Origin of the sequence: Actinomadura sp. NBRC 104412 (assembly GCF_030269515.1) — a bacterium.
Taxonomy (GTDB): domain Bacteria; phylum Actinomycetota; class Actinomycetes; order Streptosporangiales; family Streptosporangiaceae; genus Spirillospora.
The window spans coordinates 116854-138201 of sequence record NZ_BSTM01000003.1 but is presented as its reverse complement, the minus strand read 5'-3'; the positions used below and the strand labels follow the sequence as shown (position 1 = coordinate 138201).

The following is a 21348-nucleotide window of genomic DNA, read 5'->3' as shown; positions in this document are numbered from 1 at the left end:
GGCGCGCTGCCTCCCATCCGGACTTTCACCGTCGGTCCCGGAGTTCCACCGGGTCAACCGGCCGATGGCGTCGGCCGGGTCGCGGACTGTCACCGCCGGTTCGGAGTTCCACCGACCCCGGAGCACGCGTTCACTGCTGCCAACCAGTGTGCCATGCCGTGCATTCCCCACCGCATGTGACGAATGCCACGATCAAGCACCCTGTCCCGCCAGCATAGACAACCAAGCGACCGCTTGGTAGTCCTTGTGGCCAATCATTCAATGTTCAATGATCTCTGGGAGGGGTAGGAAACGATCGCCTGAAGGCGCCTTGACACTCGATCCCCCCGGAGGTGCTCATGGACGTCGTCGTTCTGATCGGGCGCATCCTCTTCACCACCGCCTTCCTGTTGGGCGGGCTCGGACACCTGACCGCCACGCAGGCGATGAGCGGGTTCGCGGCGAGCAAGAAGATCCCGCGACCCACGCTGGCGGTGCAGGTGTCCGGCGTCTGGATCCTGCTGGCCTCCGTCCTGCTCGTCCTGGGCGTCTGGCCCGACCTCGCCGCCCTGATGCTGGTCGTGTTCCTGCTGGCCACGGCGTTCCTCATGCACAACTTCTGGACGCTGCGGGACGAGCAGGCCAAGCAGATGGAGCAGATCCAGTTCACCAAGGACCTCTCCCTCGCGGGAGCGGCCCTGGCCCTGTTCGCGGTCTACGCCATGGACTCGCACCCAGGGCTGAACCTCGTGGGACCGCTCTTCTGAGGTGTCACCGGGGGCCGCGCGCCGTCCGCCAGAAGCCGGGGATCAGAGCGGCCCCCACCACCACGTGCATGAGCGCCAGCGCGGCCTTCGTCGCCCCCGTCGCCTCCACCTGGAGGATCGGCACGAACGAGAGCAGCAGGACGGCCACGGCGACCACCGTCCAGACGACACGGGCGCGGGCGGCGGCGAACCGCTCCAGCACGGCGAGGAGCGCCCAGCCCGCCAGCGAGGGCACGACCGCGAAGACCAGCACCGGGCCGATGTCGACCTCCGTCGCCTCCCGTCCCGGCTGCCGCACGACCAGGTCCTGGTCGAACACCGTGCGGGCGACCAGCCACACCAGCACCGCCGCGAGCACCGCCGCGGCCGCGGCGAGCGCCCTGCCGAGGCGGCGGGCGCCGGCCCCGGCCGCGCCCTCGCGGACGTCCTGCGATCCCGACACCATCGCGTCCTCCTTATCCTTCATAGTGACCATTGTTGATGACCTCAACTATTGACTCAGTCTAAAGCCAATGCTTGAGGACCTCAACATTCCGCGCGCACCAGCGCCGCCTATGATCGAAGGATGAGCGCCGTTCCCGCAGCCGGCACGACGAGCCGGGAGCTAATGGACCTGGTGTTCGGGATCGCCGCCCGCGTCCGGGACGGCCTCCAGGAAGCGCACGCCGACCTCGGCCTGCCGCCCGTCCAGGCGCAGGCGCTGTCCACCCTTGGCGAACCCGTCCCCATGCGGGAACTGGCCAACAGGCTGGCATGCGACGCGTCCAACGTGACCGGCATCGTGGACGGCCTGGAAAGGCGCGGCCTGGTCGAGCGCCGCCCCGACCCACGCGACCGGCGCGTCAAGCAGCTCGTCCTCACACCCGAGGGCGAGCGGAGGCGCGACACCCTGAACGCGCACGTGGACAGGGTCGCGGCCAAGGTCTTCGACCTGCCGGAGGCCGACCGGAAGGTCCTCCGCGACCTGCTGGCCCGCCTGGTGGACGCGCCCTCGCCACGCCGCTAGCGCGGCGCGCCCCGAAGCTCCTCCGCGTCCCACGCCACGCCCTCCGCCGGGACGCGGAGCAGGGTCAGCAGCTTGCGGCGCAGGGTCGCGAACCCCGGCGTGTCCACCGCCCGCGACCGGCCCAGGTCGACGTCGATGGACTCGACGATGTGCCCGCCGTCCAGGACCATGAGCCGGTCGGCCAGCAGGATCGCCTCGTCCACGTCGTGGGTCACCAGGAGGGCCGCGAAGCCGTGCAGGGCGCGCAGCCGCCCGAACAGGGCCTGCATCTTCAGGCGGTTGAGGGCGTCCAGAGCGCCGAACGGCTCGTCCATGAGGAGCAGTTCGGGCTCGCGGATGAGGGCGCGGGCGATCGCCACCCGCTGCGACTGGCCGCCCGACAGCTCCGCGGGCCACGCCCGGCCCCGGTCGGCCAGGCCGACCTCGGCGAGCGCCGAGGCGGTACGGGACGCGGCGTCCTTGCTGCGGACGCCCAGGGCCACGTTGTCGGCCACGCGCTTCCAGGGCAGCAGGCGGTGCTCCTGGAACACCACGGCGCGGGACTCGGGCACCGTCACCGTGCCCGTCGCCTCGTCGTCCAGCCCGGCCAGGATGCGCAGGAGCGTGCTCTTGCCCGAGCCGCTGGCGCCGAGAAGGGCCACCACCTCGCCGTGGCCGATGGTCAGGTCGACGCCGTCCAGCACGACGGTGTCGCCGAACGACCGGCGGACGCCCGCCGCCTCCACTACGAGGCCTGAAGACCGCGCCGCCATGCCAGCAGCCTCCTCTCCCCCATCCGCAGGGCCAGATCGGACAGCAGCCCGAGCACCGCGTACACCAGCAGGCCGAGCACCACGACCTCCGTCTGGGAGAACTCGCGGGCCTCCATCATGAGGAAGCCGATACCGCCCTCCCCGTTCACCTGCTCGCCGACCACCAGGCTGAGCCAGCCGGCCGCGAACGCCAGCCGCACCCCGAGGAACAGGGACGGCAGCGCGCCGGGCAGCACCACGTGCCGGACCCGTTCCAGCCAGGTCAGGCCGCAGGTGCGGGCGGCCTCCACCAGCCGCTCGTCGATGCCGCGGATCCCGGCGTAGGTGTTGAGGTAGATCGGGAAGAAGGCGCCGAGCGCCACCAGCGTGACCTTCAGCGACTCCCCGATGCCCAGCCAGATGATCAGCAGTGGCACCAGCCCGAGATGCGGCAGCATCCTGGCCATCTGCACGGGCGGGTCGACCAGGTCGTCGCCGAGGCGCAGCAGCCCGGCCACCGCGCCCAGCACCAGCGCCAGCGCGCCGCCGATCACGAGGCCCAGCACGGCGCGCCGCAGCGAGTCGAGCAGGGAGCCGCCGAGCGTGCCGTCCGCGGAGAGCCGCCAGCCCGCCTCCAGCACCGCGCTCGGAGCGGACAGCTTGTCCGGCGGGAGGACGCCCGCGCGGGCCGCGCCCTCCCAGAGCACCAGCAGCACGACCGGCGTGGTCAGGCGGCGTAGCCGGGCGCTCACTCGAAGACCGCCGAGTACCGGTCGTCCACCCGTCCGGCGATGTCCACCTTGCCGGGGATGAGGTCCAGCGCGGTGAACCCGTCCGCGATCTTCTGCAGCTCGGCGCCGATCGAGGCGTCGACCGGGGCCAGCGGCTGCGCGCTGCGGGCCAGCGCCCGGTCGGCGACGTCGGCGGGGATCTTCAGCTCCGGCGCCAGGATCCGGGTGCGCTCGGCCGGGTTGGCGATCCCCCAGTCGGTGACCTGCCGGTAGGTCTTCAGGAACGCCTCGATCTGCTTCGGCTTCTCCTTCAGCGCCTTGGGCGAGACCAGGATGTACTCGCGGTTGTTGGCCAGCCCGCTCGCGTCCGCGAGGATCTTCACCCCGGGCCGCTCGGCCAGCGCGAAGTAGGGGTCCCAGATGATCCACGCGTCGATCTGGTCGTTGTCGAAGGCGGGCCGCCCCTCGGCGGGCTTGAGGTACCTGACCTTCACGTCGTTCATCGTCATACCGTTGGCCTCCAGCAGCCTGACCAGCAGCCAGTGCACGTTGGAGCCCTTGTTGAGCCCGATGGTCCGGCCGCGCAGGTCCTTGAACGACCGGAAGCCCCTGCTCTCCTTGACCAGCACCGCCTCGCCCTTGGGCACCGGCGCCGAGGTCCCGACGATCGTGAAGTCGATCCGGCCCGCGGCGGCGAAGATCGGCGGGGCCTCGCCGGTCTGCCCGATGTCGATGGAGCCCGCCTTCAGCGCCTCGGTCAGCGCCGGGCCGCTCTCGAACAGCGACCAGGTCGTCCCGGACGCGGCGGACCGCGCCTTGACCAGGCTGAGCCCGCCGAACCTCTGGTAGCCGACGCGCAGCGTCCCACCGGACGACCCGGACTCCTCGCCACCCCCGCACGCGGCGAGCCCGCCGCAGCCGAGCACCAGCAAGAGACCGGCCAGTACGGCCGTGATTCGACGCATGTCCACGCTCCTTGCCGAACAGAGATCGGCAGCAGCATATAGGACAAATCCGACCGTTTGACTAGGGATCCGGCGCGGCGAATGTCACTCCGGCGGCGCGGCCGGGTCAGTGCCGGCGGTGCGTGAGGACGTGCAGGGCGTCGCGGGTGGCGGTGACGGCGGTGAGGTCGGGGACGATCAGGTCGGCGCCGGCGAGCCGGGCGGCGTCATGGCTGGTGGTCAGGGCGAGGACGGTGGCGCCCGCGGCACGGCCCGCCTGGACTCCGGCGGGCGAGTCCTCGACGACGACGCAGTGGCGCGGGTCGGCGCCCAGGCGGCGCGCGGCCAGCAGGTAGCCGGACGGGTCGGGCTTGCCCGCCTCCACGTCGGACGCGGTCACCGCGACCTCGGGCAGCGGGATCCCGGCGGCCCGCGACCGGGCCTGGAGCTGGGCGGCGTCCATGGAGGTGACCATGGCCCACGGCAGGCCGTTCATCGCGGAGAGCAGTTCCCGGGCGCCCGGGGCCGGCCGGACGCTGGAGACGTGGTCGGCCTCGATGGCGTCCAGCCGTCCGGCGGCCTCGCGCACGCGGTCGGGCGGGAGGAAGTCGGCGACGCTGTCCTCGGTGCGGCGGCCATGGGTGACGGCGAGGTAGGCGTCGGCGTCGACGCCGTACTCGGCCGCCCACACCCGTGCCGCCCGTTCGACCAGAAGCGTGGAGTCGATCAGGGTGCCGTCCACGTCGAACAGGACGGCGGGGCACGGGAGGGTCAGCGAGGTCACGTGGCGGCGGCCTTCTCCGCCTGCGCGCGCAGCGCGCGGACCGCCGCGGCGGGATCGTCGGCCCCGTAGACGGCGCTGCCCGCGACGAACACGTCCGCGCCGGCCTCCGCGCAGCGTTCGATGGTCTCGGCGCTGACACCGCCGTCCACCTGCAACCAGACCGGGCGGTCGCCGATCAGCGCGCGGGCGCGGCGGACCTTGGGCAGGACGACGTCCAGGAACCTCTGCCCGCCGAAGCCCGGCTCCACTGTCATCAGCAGCAGCATGTCGATCTCCCCCAGCAGATCCTCGTACGGCTCCACCGGCGTCGCGGGGTTGATGCCCAGCCCGGCGCGGGCCCCGGCCGCGCGGATGGCGCGCAGCGTGCGGATCGGCGCCTTGGCCGCCTCGGCGTGGATGGTCACGCTCCCGGCGCCGACCTCGGCGTACCGGGGTGCCCAGCGGTCCGGGTCCTCGATCATCAGATGGCAGTCCAGCGGCAGCGCGCTGGTTTTGAGCAGCGCCTCCACCACCGGCAGCCCGATGGTCAGGTTCGGCACGAAGTGGTTGTCCATCACGTCGACGTGGACCCAGTCGGCGTCGTCGGCGATGGCGGCGACGTCGTCGGCGAGCCGTGCGAAGTCGGCGGACAGGATGCTGGGTGAGATCTGCTGAGCCATGATGCGGCCGAGTCTATTGCCGGACGCCCGTATCTCCCGGGGGAGGTCCCCCAGACCCCCCGAACGGGTTCGCCGCCCTGCCGGGACGTCCCTCACCCGGCCGGGTGAGCACGCGGGGGGTGCGCCCGGCGAGCCCCAGGCGGATGAACGCCTCCGGGGCGCCCGCCGCCACCCACACGCCGAGCACGGCCTGGACGATGAACGCCGGCACCGGATCGTCGCCCAGGAACAGCCCGGCCGTGAAGATCACCAGGCCCCCGGCCACGCCCACCGGGATCCGGGCCAGCCGCCGCCACACCGCGCCGCCCGGCTCGTACCCGACCAGCCGGTTCGCGAGGGACAGTCCCGCCAGCAGGCCGCACAGCCCGCCCGCCGCGGCGGCGCCCTCGGCCAGCGAGACCGGCTCCAGGCTGCCGCCCGCCTCGACGATCCTGCGCGCCCAGCCGGCGGGCCAGCGCCAGCCGTCCAGCGGCCGCATGGCGGCCCACATGGCCGCGACGAACGCCAGCCCCGTCGCCAGGCTCAGCCCGAGCTGCTGGACGAGGGGACGCCGCGTCCACCACGGCACGACACGCGGCTCGGCCCACAGCACGACGCCCAGGAGACCGGCGCCGACCAGCCATCCGGCCACGACCTGCCCCGGTGAGTGGACGCCGAGCACGATCCTGGACACGCCGATCAGCGCGACCACCGCGGCGGCCGCGGCCCACGGCGCGCCCCGGCGGGTCCACGCGGCGAGGAGCCCCCAGAACACAGGGGCGTTCTGGGCGTGCCCCGAGGGCATGCCGAACGAGTCGTGGGGCTCGTGCCCGGTGACCGAGTGGTCGGTCCAGAACGGGCGGGGGTCGTGGAACAGCAGCTTCAGCGTGACGTTCACGGCGGCGCTCAGCAGCAGCGCCACCGCCGCCCGCGCCCCCTGCCCGCGGTCCACGCACCAGTAGACGAGCACCAGGACCGGCACGTAGAAGCCCGCGCTGCCGAAGAACGACACGACGTGCATGGTGTCGGTGAGCACGGATCTCCCTACGCGTCGACCGGCGGGCGCCCCCGGCGCCCCACGAGCGCCATCGAGATTACTGAGCGCTACCGGCTCGACGTCTCCGCAACACGCAAAGGTTCCCGGCCGTTCACCCGTCCGGCGCGTCACCCTTCCTGAGCAGGGCGAGGAACATCGCGTCGGTGCCGTGCCGGTGCGGCCAGAACTGGGCGTAGGGGCCGTCCCCGAGGCCGGTGAGCCCCGGCGCCAGCCCGGCGAGCACGGCCGGCGAGCCGAGCCGTTCGACGTCCTCGCGACCGCGCAGCACGTCGTCCACCACGACCCGGGTCTCGGCGATGTGCGGCGAGCACGTCACGTACGCCACCACTCCCCCGGGACGTACCGCGTCGAGGGCGTGCCGCAGCAGGTCGCGCTGCAACGGGCCGAGCTCGGCCACGGACTCGGGGCCGCGCCGCCAGCGGGCCTCGGGGCGGCGGCGCAGCGCGCCCAGCCCGGTGCACGGCACGTCCAGCAGGACCCGGTCGAACGTGCCGGGCAGCCAGGCCGGGACGCGGCCGTCGGCGACGACCACCCCCGCCCGGTCGTAGACGGCGCGGCGCACCAGCGTGGCACGCTGCGGCTGGACGTCGGCGGCCAGCAGCCGGGCGCCGTGCTCGGCCGCCAGGCCCGACAGCAGCCCCGCCTTCCCGCCGGGACCCGCGCACAGGTCGGCCCAGCGCTCGTCGCGTCCCTCGACGGGCACGGCCGCCAGCGCCAGGGCCACGAGCTGGCTCGCTTCGTCCTGGACGGCGGCGCGGCCGTCCCGCACCGCGTCGATCGCCGCCGGGTCGCCCTCGGGCAGCACCGCCGCGTACGGCGAGTAGGGCGCGGGCTCGGCGCCCGCCTCCAGCAGGTCCGCGACGGCCGCCCGGCCGGGGCGGGCCACGAGGGTGACGCGGGGACGCCGGTTGTCGGCCTCCAGCAGGTCCTCGATCTCACCGCGGTCGGGTCCCAGGGCGTCGCGCAGCGCGCTGACGATCCACGCGGGGTGGCTGTGCGCGACGGCGAGGCGGGCCGTCTCGCCGCCGTGGCCGGGGACGACGATCGCGAGCCAGCCGTCCAGGTCGCGGGTGGCGACCTTGCGCAGCACCGCGTTGGCGAACTTGGCCTGCCCGGGACCGGCCACCGAGCGCGCCAGGTCGACGGCCGTCCCGACGGCGGCGTGCGGCGGGATGCGGGTGGCCAGGATCTGGTGCGCGCCGAGACGCAGCACGTCCAGCAGCGGCGGGTCGATGCGGCGCAGCTCGCGGTCGCTGCACAGCGCCAGCACGGCGTCGTAGGTGCCGCGGCCGCGCAGCGTGCCGTAGGTGAGCTCGGTGGCCAGGGCGGCGTCCCTGCCGGTCAGCCCGCGGTCGCGCAGCCGGGACGGCAGCAGCAGGTTGGCGTAGGCGTCGCGGGTCTCCACGGCGCGGATCACGTCGAAGGCGGTGCGGCGCACCAGGTCCTCGGGACGTCCCGTACGGCGCGGCCCGGGTGGCCTGCGGGTGCGGCCGGGGCGCCCGTGGCCGCCTCGGCGGTTGCGTGCGGGAGGCATCAGACCAGGACGTCCTCACCGGTGAGGGCCGCGCCGCGTGTCCAGTCCAGCGCGGACATCCGCCGCCTGCCCTGCGGCTGCACCTCGCCCAGCGCGACGGGATGGGTGCCGGTGCCGACCAGGACCTCCTTCTTGGAGGCGCGGATCCGCCCCGGCCCCAGCGGCTCGCCGCCGAGCGCGCCGCCGCCCGCGGCCGGGCGGACCGGCCCGAGCTTGAGCCGTTCGCCGCGGAACGTCGTCCAGGCGCCCGGCGTGGGCGTGCAGGCGCGGATCAGCCGGTCGACGCGCTGGGCGGGCGCGGTCCAGTCGACCCGCGCGTCCGCGGTGGTGATCTTGGGGGCGTGCGAGACGCCCTCCTCCGGCTGCGGGCGGGCCTCCAGCACCCCGGCCTCGATCCCGTCCATCGTGTCGCGCAGCAGCGTGGCGCCCGCGACGGCCAGCCGCCCCAGCAGGTCCCCCGCGGTGTCGTCCGGGCGGATCGGCTCGGTCAGCACCCCGTACACCGGCCCGGTGTCGAGGCCCTCCTCGATCCGGAAGGTGGCCGCGCCGGTCACGTCGTCGCCGTGCAGGATCGCCGCCTGGACGGGCGCGGCGCCGCGCCACGCGGGCAGCAGCGAGAAGTGCAGGTTCACCCAGCCGTGCCGGGGGATGTCCAGGGCCGCGCGCGGCAGCAGCGCCCCGTAGGCCACCACCGGGCAGCAGTCGGGCGCGAGGGCGCGCAGCCGGTCGAGGAACTCCGGGTCACCGGCCTTCACCGGCTTGAGCACCTCGATCCCGGCCTCCCCGGCGCGCCGCGCGACCGGGCTCTCCCTCAGGCCGCGGCCCCGACCCGACGGCGCGTCGGGGCGGGTCACCACCGCGGCCACCTCGTGCCGCGGCGACTCCAGCAGGGCCTCCAGCGACGGGAGCGCCGTCTCCGGCGTACCGGCGAAAACCAGCTTCACGGGTCTCAGATGGCCTTTCCGAAGGTGCGGTGCGGGGACTCCTTGACCACGGGCGCGGGCTCGCCGAACCACTCGGCCTCGCGGATCGCCTTCATCGCGGCCTTGCGCTGCTCGGGGTCCATCCGGTCGATGAAGATGATCCCGTCCAGATGGTCGGTCTCGTGCTGGACGCAGCGGGCCAGCAGGTCCGTGCCCTCCAGCGTCACCGGCTCGCCGTACATGTCGAACCCCTTGGCCACCGCCCGCACGGCGCGGGGCGTGGGGAAGGCCAGTCCGGGCAGCGACAGGCAGCCCTCGTCGTCGGTCTCCTGCTCCTCCGACAGGTCCAGGGTGGGGTTGACCAGGTGCCCCAGCCGGTCGTCCACGTAGTAGGTGAACACCCGCAGCCCCACGCCGAGCTGCGGCGCCGCGAGCCCCGCCCCCGGGGCGTCGATCATCGTGTCGGTGAGGTCCTTGACGAGCTGCCGCAGTTCCTTGTCGAAGTCCTTGACGGGCTCGGCCGGGGTGCGCAGCACGGGATCGCCGAAAAGGCGGATGGGCTTGACGGCCAACGAGGACTCCGTTTCCTGCCTGGGACGCCGGTACCGGGTCCGGAACGCTCGGGATCGATGGTCCAGTCTACGAAGGTGATCGCACCGACCGCGCCTTGTACGCGGCGGTGCGGGCGGCCTTCGCGATCGCCCGGTCGGGATGGTGGGCGCCGAGCGCCGCCAGCACGTCCACCACCCCCGGATGGTCGGCGCGCCACATCTCCTCCACCATGCCGGTCAGGTCGGCGCCCGCCGGGGCGTCGGTCACGGCGGCGGCGACCGCGTCGCGCGGCTCGGCGGTCTCCAGCATCCCGGCGACGGTGTCGACGAACAGCCACAGGTAGTCGTCGCGGCCGAGCCCGCCGCCGTCCGTGCCCTCGGCCAGCCGGTCCAGCCACAGCACGGCGTAGGGGCGGACGGGACGCTCCTCGCTCGCCTCGCGCACGACACCGGCGGCCTCCGGCCCCACGCGCTGCAGGACGGCGGCGGCGAGGTTGCGGGCGCCGGGACCGCCGGTGCGCATGACCTCCAGCAGCTCGCGGGCGGCGGCCTCGGCGTCCCGTCCCTCCAGCCAGCCAGTGATCTCCTCGTCGGCGGTGTCCTGGCGGTGCCAGGCGAGCCCGGACACCAGCGCGGCGGCGGGCGCGTCCGCCAGCTCGCCCACCACCGGGGCGGCGAAGCCGTCGGCCAGCAGCAGCTCCCGCACGGCCCACACGCCGAGCGGGGTGAGGACGTGGCCCTCACCGGCGCCGTCCAGCACGCCCCAGCGGGTCAGGTCGTCGATCTCCAGGGCCAGTGCCGCCGCGACCGCCCCGGCAAGCTCGGCGGCGTCGCCGACCTCGTACGCCTCCATGACATGCCCGACCAGCAGCTCCGCCAGCTCCTCCGGCGGCGTGGGCGCCTCCTGCTCGTACAGGTGGAGCAGCACCCCGGTCAGCTCGTTCTGGACGAGCCGCACCGCGTCCAGCCCGTCCTCGGGGTCGTGGCCGGGCACCGCCACCCCGTCGAACACGCGCACCCAGACGTCCAGCATCGCCGCGTCGTCGGGTCCGTCCAGCACGCCGTGGTTCGGTCCCGGCGTGGCCGTGCCGCCGGCTTCGGCGATCACCCCGGCGTCCACGGCGGCCCACCAGAGCCGGTCGAGCTCGGGCAGGTCCGCCTGGCTCTCGACCGCCGGTGAACGCCTGGGCGTGGCCAGGCCGAGGGACTCGGCCGCCGCGACGGCGTCAGCGGCGCCCAGATCTCCGAACTCGTCCACGGGACGCCCGCCGTCCGTCCACGCCGCCAGCGCGCGGACCTCCCCGGTCAGCGCCGACGCGCGCGCCGCCGCGGCCACCTCGGCCTCGGGCGCCAGCCGGACGGGCGGAACGATCCGCTCCTCGGCCTCGCGCAGGTACTCCTCGGTACGCGCGTACCGTTCCTCCTCGGGCAGCGCCTCGAAGTCCCTCACCCACCGGTCGACCGCGTCCTCGTCGTCCACGGGCACCCCGTCGGCCATCATCATCCCGGTGATCAGCTCGGCCGCGGCGCGCCGCTCCTCCCCGTCCGCCGCCGCGACGACCTCCTCGAACTCGGGGACGAGCCGGTCGAGCGCGTCCTCCAGCGCGTCGGCGGCCCCGGCGGTGACCGCGCCCGACTCGCGCAGGTACGCGAGCAGGCAGCGGGCGGCCCGCACGACCTCGGGCGCCTCCTCGCCGTCCGCGACCACGGACCCGGGGAAGACCTCCAGCATCAGCCGGCGCAGCAGATCCGGCGTCAGGTCCGCGGCGTCCGCGAGGCCGAGCTCTTCGCGGGCCAGGTCGAGCAGCAGCACGACCCCCCGCACGTCCACGGCCTCCCCGCCCCGGCCGCCCTCCGCGGCGTCCCGCGCGTCCGCCCAGCGGCGCAGCTCGTCGGCGACGCCGTCCACCCAGTTCTCGGCCACCCGAGAACCTTAGTGGCTCGCCGGTGGCGGTTCAGATGAGTTCGAGCGGGTCGATCTGCACCCGCACAGGATCGGGCGCCTTGCGGGCGCTGCGTATCCCCTGCGCCGCCTGGAGCGCCTTGCCCAGAGCCGGCCCGGCGGACCTGGGCACCCGGACGAGCGCGCGTTCCCTGTCGACCTCCCTGCCAGCCTCCCTGTCCGCTTCCCTGCCCGCTTCCCTGCCCGCTCTCTGGTCGGCGCCGTCCCTTCCCGCCAGCGGGACGGGGCCGAGGATCTCCGCGCCGTCCGGGAGCCTGGCGTGGGCGAGCAGGTCCCTGATCGCCGCCGGTGTCCCGGTCAGCGACGCCATGCGGGCGGCCGGGGGGAACCCGGCGTGACGGCGGTCGGCCAGCTCGCGCTCGGCGTAGGTGATCGGGTCCCAGCGGAGGAGCGCCTGCGCGGGCGGCAGCCCGCCGTCGGCGGAGACCACCAGGGGCGCGGACGGCCTCAGCAGCGCGGCGGCGTTCATCCAGCGCCGCAGCGTCTCCTCCCCCGCCCTCAGGTCGGCCCGGCCCAGCAGCACCCACCCGTCCAGGAGCAGCGCGGCCGCATAACCCTCGCCCTCGGCGACGGGCTCGGCCCCTGGAGTGGACACCACAAGAGCCGGTGCCTCCCCCACCCGGTCGAGCACCGCGTCCTTACCGGACGTGCGCACCGGAACCCCCGGGAAGGCGCGCCCCAGTTCCTCGGCCGTACGGCGCGCACCGACGACGACCGCCCGCATGTGGCGGTGGCCGCACTCGGGGCAGGCCCAGTCACCCGCGATACGACCGCACCACCGGCAGTACGGGGCGGCATGGGCCGACCTCAGCGCGAGCGGCCCCTGGCATGCCTCACACCGGGCCGGGGTGCGGCACCGTACACAGGCCAGGCCGGGCAGGTAGCCGCGGCGCGGAACCTGCACCAGGACAGGCCCTTTCTCCAACGCCTGCCGCGCCGTCTCGAACCCGATGTGAGTGAGCCGTGCGGTGCGGGCCGCGTTGTCCCTGGCGACCTCCGCGTCGTCCCCTACCGGACGCACGCGCGGCATCGAGCGGCGCACCCGATTGCGCTCGGCGGCCAGGGTGTGCGCCCAACCCGACTCCACAAGCTGCGTCGCCTCGGTCGTCCGCGTGAACCCCCCGATCAGTGCCCCGGCTCCCGCCCTGTGCGCGCGCAACGCCAGCACTTCACGCGCGTGCGGGTAGGGGGCGTGCGGCTCGGCGTGGACGTCGTCACCGTCGTCCCACACCACCACCAGACCCAGATCGGCGACAGGGGCGAACATGGCCGCCCGCGTACCCACCACCGCCCGCACCCGGCCCCTGCGTACGGCGAGCCACCGCCGGTAGCGCTCGGCCGGGCCCAGCTCCGCCGTGAGCGCGACATGCCGGCGACCGCTCCCCCCAAGCTCCTCGGTCAGCGCCGCATCGACGCGGTCGACGTCCCGTCCGTCCGCCACCACCACGAGCGCGCCCCGCCCGCCCGCGAGCGTGGCCGCCACCGCCCGCGCGATCGCCACCGGCCACTCGGGACCGGGCAACGCCGTCCACACGGCGCGCGGCGCGCGGCCCTCCTCCAGCGCTCTGAGGAACGACCGGCCCGCAGGGTAGGCCGCCCAAGGCCCGGGACCCCCGACCTCAGGCGGCTCCTGTGACCACGGCCCTTCGTCCGGCTCCGCCTCCACCCGCGCGTGGCGAGGCGGCACGGCGAGCCGCAGCACGTCGGCGAAGGTCCCCGCGTACCGGTCGGCCACCTCCCTGGCCAGCGCGGCGATCTCCGGTGACAGCACGGGCTCGGACGAGGTGACCCGCTCCAGGAACGACAACCGCCCCTCATGCGCGCTCTCGGCCACCCGATCGAGCACGAACCCGTCCACGAGCTGCCCCGCGAACCGGACCCGCACCCGGCACCCGGGCACCACCGTCTCGTCCATCGCCGCCGGCACGTGGTAGTCGAAGGGCCGGTCAAGGTGCGCGAGCGACACGTCCACGGCGACCCGGGCGACCGGCAACCGCGCGGCGGGCTCCTTGGCCCCCTTCTTCTTTCCCGCGCCCTTCTTGGGAGAGGTCCCGGACCCGCCGGCGGGCACCCTGGGCACGTCCCCCAGCCCCGGGATCACCCCGGGGCCGGGATCAGACTTCCCTGGCCCGCCGTCATACGTCACGTCCCCCGTCCTACCAGACCCACCCGACACCGCAGAAAGGCTTCAAGAGAGGCTCCATTGGATAGGGTGCCGGTCGGCAGGTCGTAGCGCAGAGGTCGTCGCGCCCGGACCCACATCCGGGAGGACGCCGGTTCGATTCCGGCTGGCCTGCCCCCGTGCGCACGCGAAGGCCCCGGAGACGCGTCTCCGGGGCCTTCGCCGGTCCGGTCAGAGGCCGGCGGCCTTCGCCAGGTCGGCGGCGCGGTCGGTGCGCTCCCAGGAGAAGTCCGGCTCGGGACGGCCGAAGTGGCCGTACGCGGCGGTCTGGGAGTAGATCGGGCGGAGCAGGTCCAGGTCGCGGACGATCGCGGCGGGACGCAGGTCGAAGACGTCCAGGACGGCCTGCTGGATCTTCTCGGCCGGCACCTTCTCGGTGCCGAAGGTCTCCACGAAGACCCCGACCGGGTGCGCCTTGCCGATCGCGTAGGCGACCTGCACCTCGGCGCGGTCGGCCAGCTCGGCGGCCACGATGGTCTTGGCCACCCAGCGCATCGCGTACGCGGCGGAACGGTCGACCTTGGACGGGTCCTTGCCGGAGAAGGCGCCGCCGCCGTGCCGGGCCATGCCGCCGTAGGTGTCCACGATGATCTTGCGTCCGGTCAGGCCCGCGTCGCCCATCGGCCCGCCGATCTCGAACCGCCCGGTGGGGTTGACCAGCAGCCGGTAGCCGTCGGCGTCCAGGTCGAACTCGGCCAGCACCGGGTCGACCACGTGCTCCTTGATGTCGGGGGTCAGCAGTTCCTTGAGGTCGATGTCGGGGGCGTGCTGCGAGGACACCACGACGGTGTCCAGGCGCACCGCGCGGTCGCCGTCGTACTCGATGGTCACCTGGGTCTTCCCGTCGGGACGCAGGTAGGGCACCAGGCCGCTCTTGCGCACCGCCGACAGCCGCTGCGCCAGCTTGTGCGCCAGCGTGATCGGCAGCGGCATCAGCTCGGGGGTCTCGCGGGTGGCGTAGCCGAACATCAGGCCCTGGTCGCCGGCGCCCTGGCGGTCCAGCTCGTCGGTGCCCTCGCCCTCACGGGCCTCGTAGGCGTCGTCCACGCCCTGCGCGATGTCGGGCGACTGCGCGCCGATGGACACCGACACGCCGCAGGAGTGGCCGTCGAAGCCCTTCTTGGACGAGTCGTAGCCGATCTCCAGGATCTTGTCGCGGATCACCCCGGGGATGTCCACGTAGGTCTCGGTGGTCACCTCGCCGGCCACGTGCACCTGGCCGGTGGTGATCAGGGTCTCGACGGCGACCCGGCTGCCCGGGTCGTCCTTGATCATCGCGTCGAGGATGGCGTCGCTGATCTGGTCCGCGATCTTGTCCGGGTGTCCCTCGGTGACGGACTCGGAGGTGAACAGGCGGCGAGACACGTACGTGAACTCCTTGCAGCGGCTGCTGACTGATGTCGCAGGGTGGACGGTGGATGACGGCACCCGGCGGGACCCGCCGGACCGTGTTTCGCTGGGACGCGGCCGGTTGGCGGCTCGGCGCGCCGCAGTCTACAAGTGATGTCCGCGACGGCCGGACGGGACCGGGACCGCCGGGACCCTTTCGGACCTTACCGGCAGGGCACCCGGGACGGAACTCGGCCGCGGGTGCCGTGACCTGCCTCTCATGGGGCTCAGGCGGCCGGAAGCGGCGCCAGGCGGGCCACGACCAGATCCCAGACCACCTCGGCCAGCGCCTCCTTGGCACCGCGCGGCACGTCGGTGACCGACCCGTCGGCGCCCAGCACCACGGCGGCGTTGTCGGGACGGCCGAAGGCCAGGTCCTCGCCCACCTGGTTGACCACCAGCAGGTCGCAGCCCTTGCGGGCGAGCTTGGCGCGGCCGTTGGCCAGCACGTCGTCGGTCTCGGCGGCGAACCCGACGATCACCTGGCCCGGCGCCCTGCGGGCGGTCAGCTCGGCCAGGATGTCGGGGTTCTCGACCAGGCGGATCGGCTCCGGCCCGGCGCCCGGCACCTTCTTGATCTTCGAGCCGGCGTACCCGGCGGGACGGAAGTCGGCCACGGCCGCGGCCATCACGACGGCGTCGGCCGCGGCGCCGTCCGCGCCGCCCGCGGCGTCCAGGACGGCCTCGCGCATCTCCTCGGCCGACCCGGCGCGGACGACCCGCGCCCCCGCCGGATCCGGCAGCGCGACGTTGGCCGCCACGAGCGTGACCCGCGCCCCGCGCGCCACCGCCGTGCGCGCCAGGGCGTACCCCTGGAGCCCCGAGGACCGGTTGCCGATGAACCGCACCGGGTCGATCGGCTCGCGTGTCCCGCCCGCGGAGACCACCACGTGCCGTCCCGCGAGGTCGTGCGGGTCCTTGCCGGGACGGGCCAGGACGTGCCGCGCGACCTCGAACAGCTCCTCGGGTTCCGGCAGCCGGCCGGGGCCGGTGTCGGCGCCGGTGAGCCGCCCGGACGCGGGGTCGATCACGAGGGCGCCGCGGGACCGCAGCGTCTCCACGTTGGCCCGGGTGGCGGGATGCTCCCACATCTCGGTGTGCATCGCGGGCGCGAACACCACGGGGCACCGCGCCGTCAGCAGGGTGTTGGTCAGCAGGTCGTCCGCCAGGCCGTGCGCGGCCTTGGCGAGCAGGTCGGCGGTGGCGGGCGCGACGAACACCAGATCGGCGCTCTGCCCGTGCCGGACGTGCGGCACCCGAGGGACGTCGTCCCAGACCCGCGCCGACACGGGGTGACCCGACAGCGCCTCCCACGTGGGCGCGCCGACGAACCTCAGCGCGTCCTCGGTCGGCACGACATGCACGTCATGGCCCGACTCGGTGAACCGCCGCAGAAGCTCGCACACCTTGTACGCCGCGATCCCCGCGCCCACGCCGAGGACGACACGCGGCCCCGGCCGCGTCTGGGAGGAGGTCATGATCCTACGATCGCATTCCGCGCGCCCGCTCGATCATCCAGGGGCGCCCTGACACGCCCCACCTCGGCTCGGCGCGCTCCACGGCCTCCCGGGACCGCTCAGGACTCCGTCGGCTCGGCGTTCAGGAGGCCCTCGCGGGTCTCGCGGAGCGCGATCGACAGGGGCTTCTCCTGGACCTGGGTCTCGACGAGCGGGCCCACGTACTCCAGCAGGCCCTCGCCGAGCTGGGCGTAGTAGGCGTTGATCTGCCGGGCGCGCTTGGCCGCGATGCTCACGAGGCCGTACTTGGTGTCGACGACCTCCAGGAGCTCGTCGATCGACGGGTTGGTGATGCCTTCGCTGCTGGCTGCCACTCTGTGGCCTTCCACTAGGGACTTCTCTACGGCACGACATGACCCCCGCCGCCCGGCGGGCCGTCGTGTCAGTGAACAGCCATCAAGGCTAGCAGCTCACGGCACACGTCCTGGACGGACGTGTTGACCAGGGTGACGTCGAACTCCTTCTCGGCGGCCAGCTCCACGCGGGCCGCCTCCAGACGGCGCTCGATCACCTCGGGCGGCTCGGTGCCGCGGCCGACCAGCCGGCGCACCAGCTCCTCCCAGGACGGAGGGGCCAGGAACACCAGCAGGGCGGAGGGCATGGACCTGCGGACCTGGCGGGCGCCTTGAAGGTCGATCTCCAGGAGCACCGGCTCGCCCCGGGCGAGCCGGTCCTCCACGGGGCGGCGCGGGGTCCCGTAGCGGTTGCCCGCGAACTCCGCCCATTCCAGAAGCTCTCCCTCGGCGACGAGCCGGTCGAAACCGGCGTCGTCGACGAAGTAGTACTGCACCCCGTGGGTCTCACCCGGCCGGGGGGACCGGGTGGTCACCGAGACCGACAGCCACACCTCGGGGTGGGCCCGCCGGATCTCGGCGACGACCGTGCTCTTGCCGACTCCCGACGGGCCGGACAGGACCGTCAAGCGCCGCATGAGCGCATTCCGGGGATGGGAGCCATCCGGCGCTGGTTCGGATGCGCCGGAGCCGGACGGGATGGAGCCGCGCGGATCGGAGAGGTCCGCACCGGCCGCGACGGGACCACCGTCGCGCCCGCCCATGAGTCGAAGGTCAGCGGTTTCCACCGCCGCCGAACTCACGCTCCAGGGACGCGCGCTGGTTGGCGCCGAGGCCCCGCACGCGGCGGGACTCGGCGATGCCCAGGCGCTCCATGATCTGCTTCGCGCGGACCTTGCCCACGCTGGGCAGCGATTCGAGGAGGGCCGACACCTTCATCTTCCCGATGACGTCGTCGGTCTGCCCCTCCTTGAGGACCTCGGCAAGCGAGAGCCCCCCGTGCTTGAGCTTGTTCTTAACCTCGGCCCGCTCCTTGCGGGCCTTGGCAGCCTTCTCCAGGGCTGCGGCGCGCTGTTCGGGGGTCAGGGGCGGAAGAGCCACGCCGGGTCACCTCAGGTTTCCACTCGACGGAGTCGGACGGGTGAGGAAACTAGCGAGTTCACCGCCCATAAGGCAACGTGAAGTGCCGTTTGGCACACCACAAAATCACGGATATCACTCCTTGGGGTGTCCTGAATACGGAGCGTGCACAAGTCAGGCGTCCGCGACACCCATCCCCCCGCCTTGCAGGGACTATTGCTTGATCGTGAAAAACCGCCCCCCAATGACCCGTTCGTGTCACTCCCCTCCCCGCAACCCCCACCCATCCGGGCTTGCCGATCATCCGACCGTGAGCGGGCCGTCACCGTCCGCAGTCTACCGAGGACCTGGAGAGGAGCCGTGGAGGGCCGTGCGGGCACCCTACTCGCCGTAACGTGACTCTCGTCACCTGGCGGCCCTTAATCACGCTTTACGGACGCGCGTAACCGGTGCCGCTAGGGCGCGTCCGCATAGGACCGGCGGAGCGCGGCGGCGATGGCGGCCGCGGCGGCACCCGGATCGGGCGCCCCGGTGATGGGGCGGCCGATCACCAGGAGGTCCGCCCCGGCCTCCAGCGCCGCCTCCGGTGTCGCCACCCGGGCCTGGTCCTGGTTCGCCGCCCCCGTGGGACGCACGCCGGGCGTGATCAACGTGATGTCCGGCCCCACCTCGCCGCGCACCGCCGCCGCCTCCTGCGGCGAGCACACCAGCGCCTGGGCGCCCGCGTCCACCGCCAGGACGGCCAGCCTGCGCACCGCGTCGGACGCGGGACCGGCCAGGCCGATCGCGCCGAGGTCGGCGTCCCCGAGCGAGGTGAGCACGGTGACCGCCGCGATGCGGGTGGACGGCGCCGCCTCCACCGCCGCGCGGATCATCGCGGGGCCGCCCGCGGCGTGCACGGTCAGGTACGCGGGCCGCAGCCGGGCCACGCCGCGCGCGGCGGCCGCCACGGTCGCCGGGATGTCGTGCAGCTTCAGGTCCAGGAACACCTGGACGCGGCTGGCGCCCCGGACGCTGGCGACCGCGTCCGGCCCGTACCGCAGGTACAGCTCAAGCCCCACCTTGACCGTACTGACGTGCGGCGTGACCAGGGTGGCCCATCGCGCGGCGGTCTCAAGGTCGGGCGCGTCCAGGGCGACGGCGATCGGGGCGGGTACGGCGGTCACGAGAGCCTCTCCTTCAGTTCCCCGGGCTCGGCCACGGGAGCGTCCCCTGCCCCGTCCCCCTCGGGCGCCTGGGCCGCAGGGGCGGTGGCGGGGGCGGGCTCGGGCCGGACCTGCGGTGGTACGTACCCGGCGGGTTTGTGGGCCAAGCCCACGGCGTCGGCGACGCGGGCGATCCCGCAGGCGCCCAGAGCCTCCTCAAGCTCCCGCAGGATCCTCGGGACGGCCATCGGGTCGTGGAACAGGGTGGTGCCCACGGCGACCGCGGACGCGCCCGCCAGGACGAACTCCAGCGCGTCCCGGCCCGAGCCCACCCCGCCCACGCCGATGATGGGGACGCGGGGCAGCGCGGCATGCACCTGGTAGACGCAACGGACCGCGACGGGCCGCAGCGCCGGCCCCGACAGGCCCCCGGACACGCCGGTGAGGGCGGGCCGCAGCGTCCCGGTGTCGATCGCCATGCCCTCCATGGTGTTGATCAGGGTGAGGCCGTCGGCGCCCGCGTCCACGCACGCCAGCGCGATGGTGACGATGTCGGCCACGTCCGGCGCCAGCTTGGCCATGACCGGGACGCCGGGACGCGCGTGCGCCTTCACGGCCCTCACCACCGCGGCGGCCGGGGAGGGATGCCAGGCGAACATGCGGCCACGGTCCTCGACGTTGGGACAGGCCACGTTCACCTCGATCGCGGCGATGCCGGGGATGGACCGCAGCCGCCGCGACAGGTCCCCGAACTCCTCCACGCTGTTGCCCGCGACCGACACGATCGTCCGCACGCCCCGCTCGGCCAGCCAGGGAAGGTCGTGCTCCAGGAAGCCCTCGATGCCCGGACCCGGCAGCCCCATGGCGGTCAGCAGGCCGCTGGGCGTCTCGGCCATGCGCGGCGTGGGACGGCCCGCCCGCGGCTGCATCATCACCGAGGTCGACGTGAACGCCCCAAGCCGGCCGAGGTCGAAGAACTGGGCGAGCTCGCGTCCCGTACCGCCGCACCCGGACGCGGTGAGCACCGGGTTGGGCAGCTCCAGGTCCCCCAGCCGTGTCGCCAGGTCGGCGTTCACCGCGGGCCTCCTTCCGTGAGGACGCGGGGGGCTCCCAAGGCGTCGAACGGGATCGTCCCCAGGTCGCCCCAGCGGACGCGGTCGCCGCGCAGGACGGGGCCGTCCGCGCAGGCCCGGACCATGCGGGTCAGGCCGTCGTCACCGTGCATCGGGAGTATGCACGTCATGCACACACCGATGCCGCACGCTCCCGTCTCCTGAAGGAACGACTCCACCGAGACCTGCGAGGGCAGGCCGTGCTCCGACGCCACCTGGGTCACCGCACGCAGCAAGGGGGTGGGGCCGCACGCGTACACGACGTCGGCTCCGGTCTCCTCGATGACCCTGGGCATGACGTCGCGGACGGTCGCCTTCTCCCCCAGCGAGCCGTCCTCGGTGGTGACCGTGGCGGAGTCGCCGATGCGCTGCGCCATGCGGGAACCGAAGACCTGCCGTGCGGAGGGGCCGCCCAGCAGGAAATGCACCTGGCAGCCCCGCCTGTGCAGCGTGTCGGCCAACGCGAACAGGGCCGCGCCCCCGGGCCCGCCACCGGCCAGCAGGCAGCTCACGGGATCCCTGGGCAGCCGGAACGGGCGTCCCAGAGGGCCGACCAGGTCGAGCTGGTCGCGGGAGCGGCGGCCCGCCAGCCACGCCGTGCCCGGCTCACGGTCGGCGAACACCAGCTCCACCGTGCCGCCGTAGTCGGACTTGACCTCGTACACCCCGAAACACCGGCGGACCAGGCGGCTCGTGTGCTCACCGCCCACGGCCAGCGCCACGAACTGCCCCGGCCGGAACCGCTCGGCGATCGCCGGGGCCACCAGCGTCAGGGCGTGGTAGTCCTGCACCCGGCGGACGGTCAGGACAGTGGCCGACGTTTGCAGGGTCTCTCGTTCTTTGTGAGGGGGCGGCCCCCCACGCCCCCCGCGCGGGTCGGGCGCGCTTTCGGTCGTTCCTCGTTTCGGCGTGGCCGGCCCGGCGAGGCTCCGCCCCGCACCCCGGTCAGGGGCCCCGCCCCCATTGGGGGTTTCGCCCCCTTGCCCCCCATGGGGCTTCGCCCCCTTGGGCGGGGGGTCCTG

Annotated in this window: 22 protein-coding genes, 1 tRNA gene and 1 riboswitch; of the genes, 3 read left to right on the top strand and 20 right to left on the bottom strand. The window is 73.9% G+C overall.

The window, feature by feature from the left end; all coding sequences use genetic code 11:
- Position 1 precedes the first annotated feature (1 nt).
- A riboswitch (FMN riboswitch) is annotated at positions 2–130 on the bottom strand.
- A 208-nt stretch (positions 131–338) separates the two neighbouring features.
- On the top strand, positions 339–746 hold the full coding sequence (locus QSK21_RS05090) for a DoxX family protein (RefSeq protein WP_285694043.1): 408 nt from the start codon (positions 339–341) through the stop codon (positions 744–746).
- Between the two features lie 4 nt (positions 747–750).
- Here the strand turns inward: QSK21_RS05090 and QSK21_RS05085 are convergent, their stop codons facing one another.
- A complete protein-coding gene (locus QSK21_RS05085) occupies positions 751–1212 on the bottom strand; it encodes a DUF6069 family protein (protein WP_285694042.1) in 462 nt (153 codons plus the stop codon).
- A 99-nt stretch (positions 1213–1311) separates the two neighbouring features.
- On the opposite strand from QSK21_RS05085, the gene QSK21_RS05080 reads away from it, so the two are divergent.
- Positions 1312–1752, top strand: a complete 441-nt coding sequence (locus tag QSK21_RS05080) for a MarR family winged helix-turn-helix transcriptional regulator (protein ID WP_285694041.1) — start codon at positions 1312–1314, stop codon at positions 1750–1752.
- Here QSK21_RS05080 and QSK21_RS05075 read toward each other — a convergent pair.
- The 11 genes from QSK21_RS05075 to QSK21_RS05025 form a co-directional block, all read right to left on the bottom strand.
- Positions 1749–2504: an ABC transporter ATP-binding protein gene (locus tag QSK21_RS05075; protein ID WP_285694040.1), complete on the bottom strand. Its 756-nt coding sequence runs from the start codon at positions 2502–2504 to the stop codon at positions 1749–1751. The genes QSK21_RS05080 and QSK21_RS05075 overlap by 4 nt on opposite strands.
- Positions 2477–3235, bottom strand: coding sequence for an ABC transporter permease (locus QSK21_RS05070; RefSeq protein ID WP_285694039.1), 759 nt, complete (start codon positions 3233–3235; stop codon positions 2477–2479). Before QSK21_RS05070 ends, QSK21_RS05075 begins: the two co-directional genes overlap by 28 nt.
- On the bottom strand, positions 3232–4179 hold the full coding sequence (locus QSK21_RS05065; RefSeq protein WP_285694038.1) for an aliphatic sulfonate ABC transporter substrate-binding protein: 948 nt from the start codon (positions 4177–4179) through the stop codon (positions 3232–3234). Before QSK21_RS05065 ends, QSK21_RS05070 begins: the two co-directional genes overlap by 4 nt.
- A 106-nt stretch (positions 4180–4285) precedes the next feature.
- Positions 4286–4942, bottom strand: a complete 657-nt coding sequence (locus tag QSK21_RS05060) for an HAD-IA family hydrolase (protein ID WP_285694037.1) — start codon at positions 4940–4942, stop codon at positions 4286–4288.
- Positions 4939–5601, bottom strand: coding sequence for a ribulose-phosphate 3-epimerase (gene rpe / locus QSK21_RS05055; RefSeq protein WP_285694036.1), 663 nt, complete (start codon positions 5599–5601; stop codon positions 4939–4941). Before rpe ends, QSK21_RS05060 begins: the two co-directional genes overlap by 4 nt.
- 13 nt (positions 5602–5614) lie before the next feature.
- Positions 5615–6616: a phosphatase PAP2 family protein gene (locus tag QSK21_RS05050; RefSeq protein ID WP_285694035.1), complete on the bottom strand. Its 1002-nt coding sequence runs from the start codon at positions 6614–6616 to the stop codon at positions 5615–5617.
- A gap of 112 nt (positions 6617–6728) precedes the next feature.
- Positions 6729–8171 (bottom strand): RsmB/NOP family class I SAM-dependent RNA methyltransferase, encoded by a 1443-nt coding sequence (locus QSK21_RS05045; protein WP_285694034.1) that lies wholly within the window; start codon positions 8169–8171, stop codon positions 6729–6731.
- Positions 8171–9115 (bottom strand): methionyl-tRNA formyltransferase, encoded by a 945-nt coding sequence (gene fmt, locus QSK21_RS05040; RefSeq protein ID WP_285694033.1) that lies wholly within the window; start codon positions 9113–9115, stop codon positions 8171–8173. Before fmt ends, QSK21_RS05045 begins: the two co-directional genes overlap by 1 nt.
- 5 nt (positions 9116–9120) lie before the next feature.
- A complete protein-coding gene (def, locus tag QSK21_RS05035; protein WP_285694032.1) occupies positions 9121–9666 on the bottom strand; it encodes a peptide deformylase in 546 nt (181 codons plus the stop codon).
- Positions 9667–9733: 67 nt separating this feature from the next.
- A complete protein-coding gene (locus tag QSK21_RS05030; protein WP_285694030.1) occupies positions 9734–11569 on the bottom strand; it encodes a hypothetical protein in 1836 nt (611 codons plus the stop codon).
- Positions 11570–11600: 31 nt separating this feature from the next.
- Complete coding sequence (locus QSK21_RS05025) at positions 11601–13754, bottom strand: primosomal protein N' (protein WP_502871504.1); 2154 nt, start codon at positions 13752–13754, stop codon at positions 11601–11603.
- 76 nt (positions 13755–13830) lie between these two features.
- On the opposite strand from QSK21_RS05025, the gene QSK21_RS05020 reads away from it, so the two are divergent.
- Positions 13831–13906, top strand: a tRNA-Trp gene (locus QSK21_RS05020).
- Between the two features lie 55 nt (positions 13907–13961).
- On the opposite strand, the gene metK is transcribed toward QSK21_RS05020, so the two are convergent.
- From metK to QSK21_RS04980, 8 genes are all read right to left on the bottom strand, one after another.
- Positions 13962–15155: a methionine adenosyltransferase gene (gene metK / locus QSK21_RS05015; RefSeq protein WP_285694029.1), complete on the bottom strand. Its 1194-nt coding sequence runs from the start codon at positions 15153–15155 to the stop codon at positions 13962–13964.
- Positions 15156–15406: 251 nt separating this feature from the next.
- Entirely contained in the window at positions 15407–16657 is a 1251-nt protein-coding gene (gene coaBC, locus QSK21_RS05010) for a bifunctional phosphopantothenoylcysteine decarboxylase/phosphopantothenate--cysteine ligase CoaBC (protein WP_285694028.1), read from the bottom strand.
- Positions 16658–16755: 98 nt separating this feature from the next.
- Positions 16756–17010, bottom strand: coding sequence for a DNA-directed RNA polymerase subunit omega (gene rpoZ, locus QSK21_RS05005; RefSeq protein ID WP_285694027.1), 255 nt, complete (start codon positions 17008–17010; stop codon positions 16756–16758).
- Positions 17011–17078: 68 nt separating this feature from the next.
- Positions 17079–17627 carry a guanylate kinase gene (gene gmk / locus QSK21_RS05000; protein ID WP_285694026.1) on the bottom strand — a complete coding sequence of 183 codons (549 nt, stop codon included), beginning with the start codon at positions 17625–17627 and terminating at the stop codon, positions 17079–17081.
- 136 nt (positions 17628–17763) lie between these two features.
- Positions 17764–18090: an integration host factor, actinobacterial type gene (gene mihF / locus QSK21_RS04995; RefSeq protein ID WP_285694025.1), complete on the bottom strand. Its 327-nt coding sequence runs from the start codon at positions 18088–18090 to the stop codon at positions 17764–17766.
- Between the two features lie 434 nt (positions 18091–18524).
- Entirely contained in the window at positions 18525–19235 is a 711-nt protein-coding gene (gene pyrF, locus QSK21_RS04990) for an orotidine-5'-phosphate decarboxylase (RefSeq protein WP_285694024.1), read from the bottom strand.
- Positions 19232–20290, bottom strand: a complete 1059-nt coding sequence (locus QSK21_RS04985) for a dihydroorotate dehydrogenase (RefSeq protein ID WP_285694022.1) — start codon at positions 20288–20290, stop codon at positions 19232–19234. Before QSK21_RS04985 ends, pyrF begins: the two co-directional genes overlap by 4 nt.
- On the bottom strand, positions 20287–21153 hold the full coding sequence (locus QSK21_RS04980) for an iron-sulfur cluster-binding protein (RefSeq protein ID WP_285694282.1): 867 nt from the start codon (positions 21151–21153) through the stop codon (positions 20287–20289). The genes QSK21_RS04985 and QSK21_RS04980 overlap by 4 nt, the downstream gene beginning before the upstream one ends.
- Between the last annotated feature and the right edge of the window lie 195 nt (positions 21154–21348).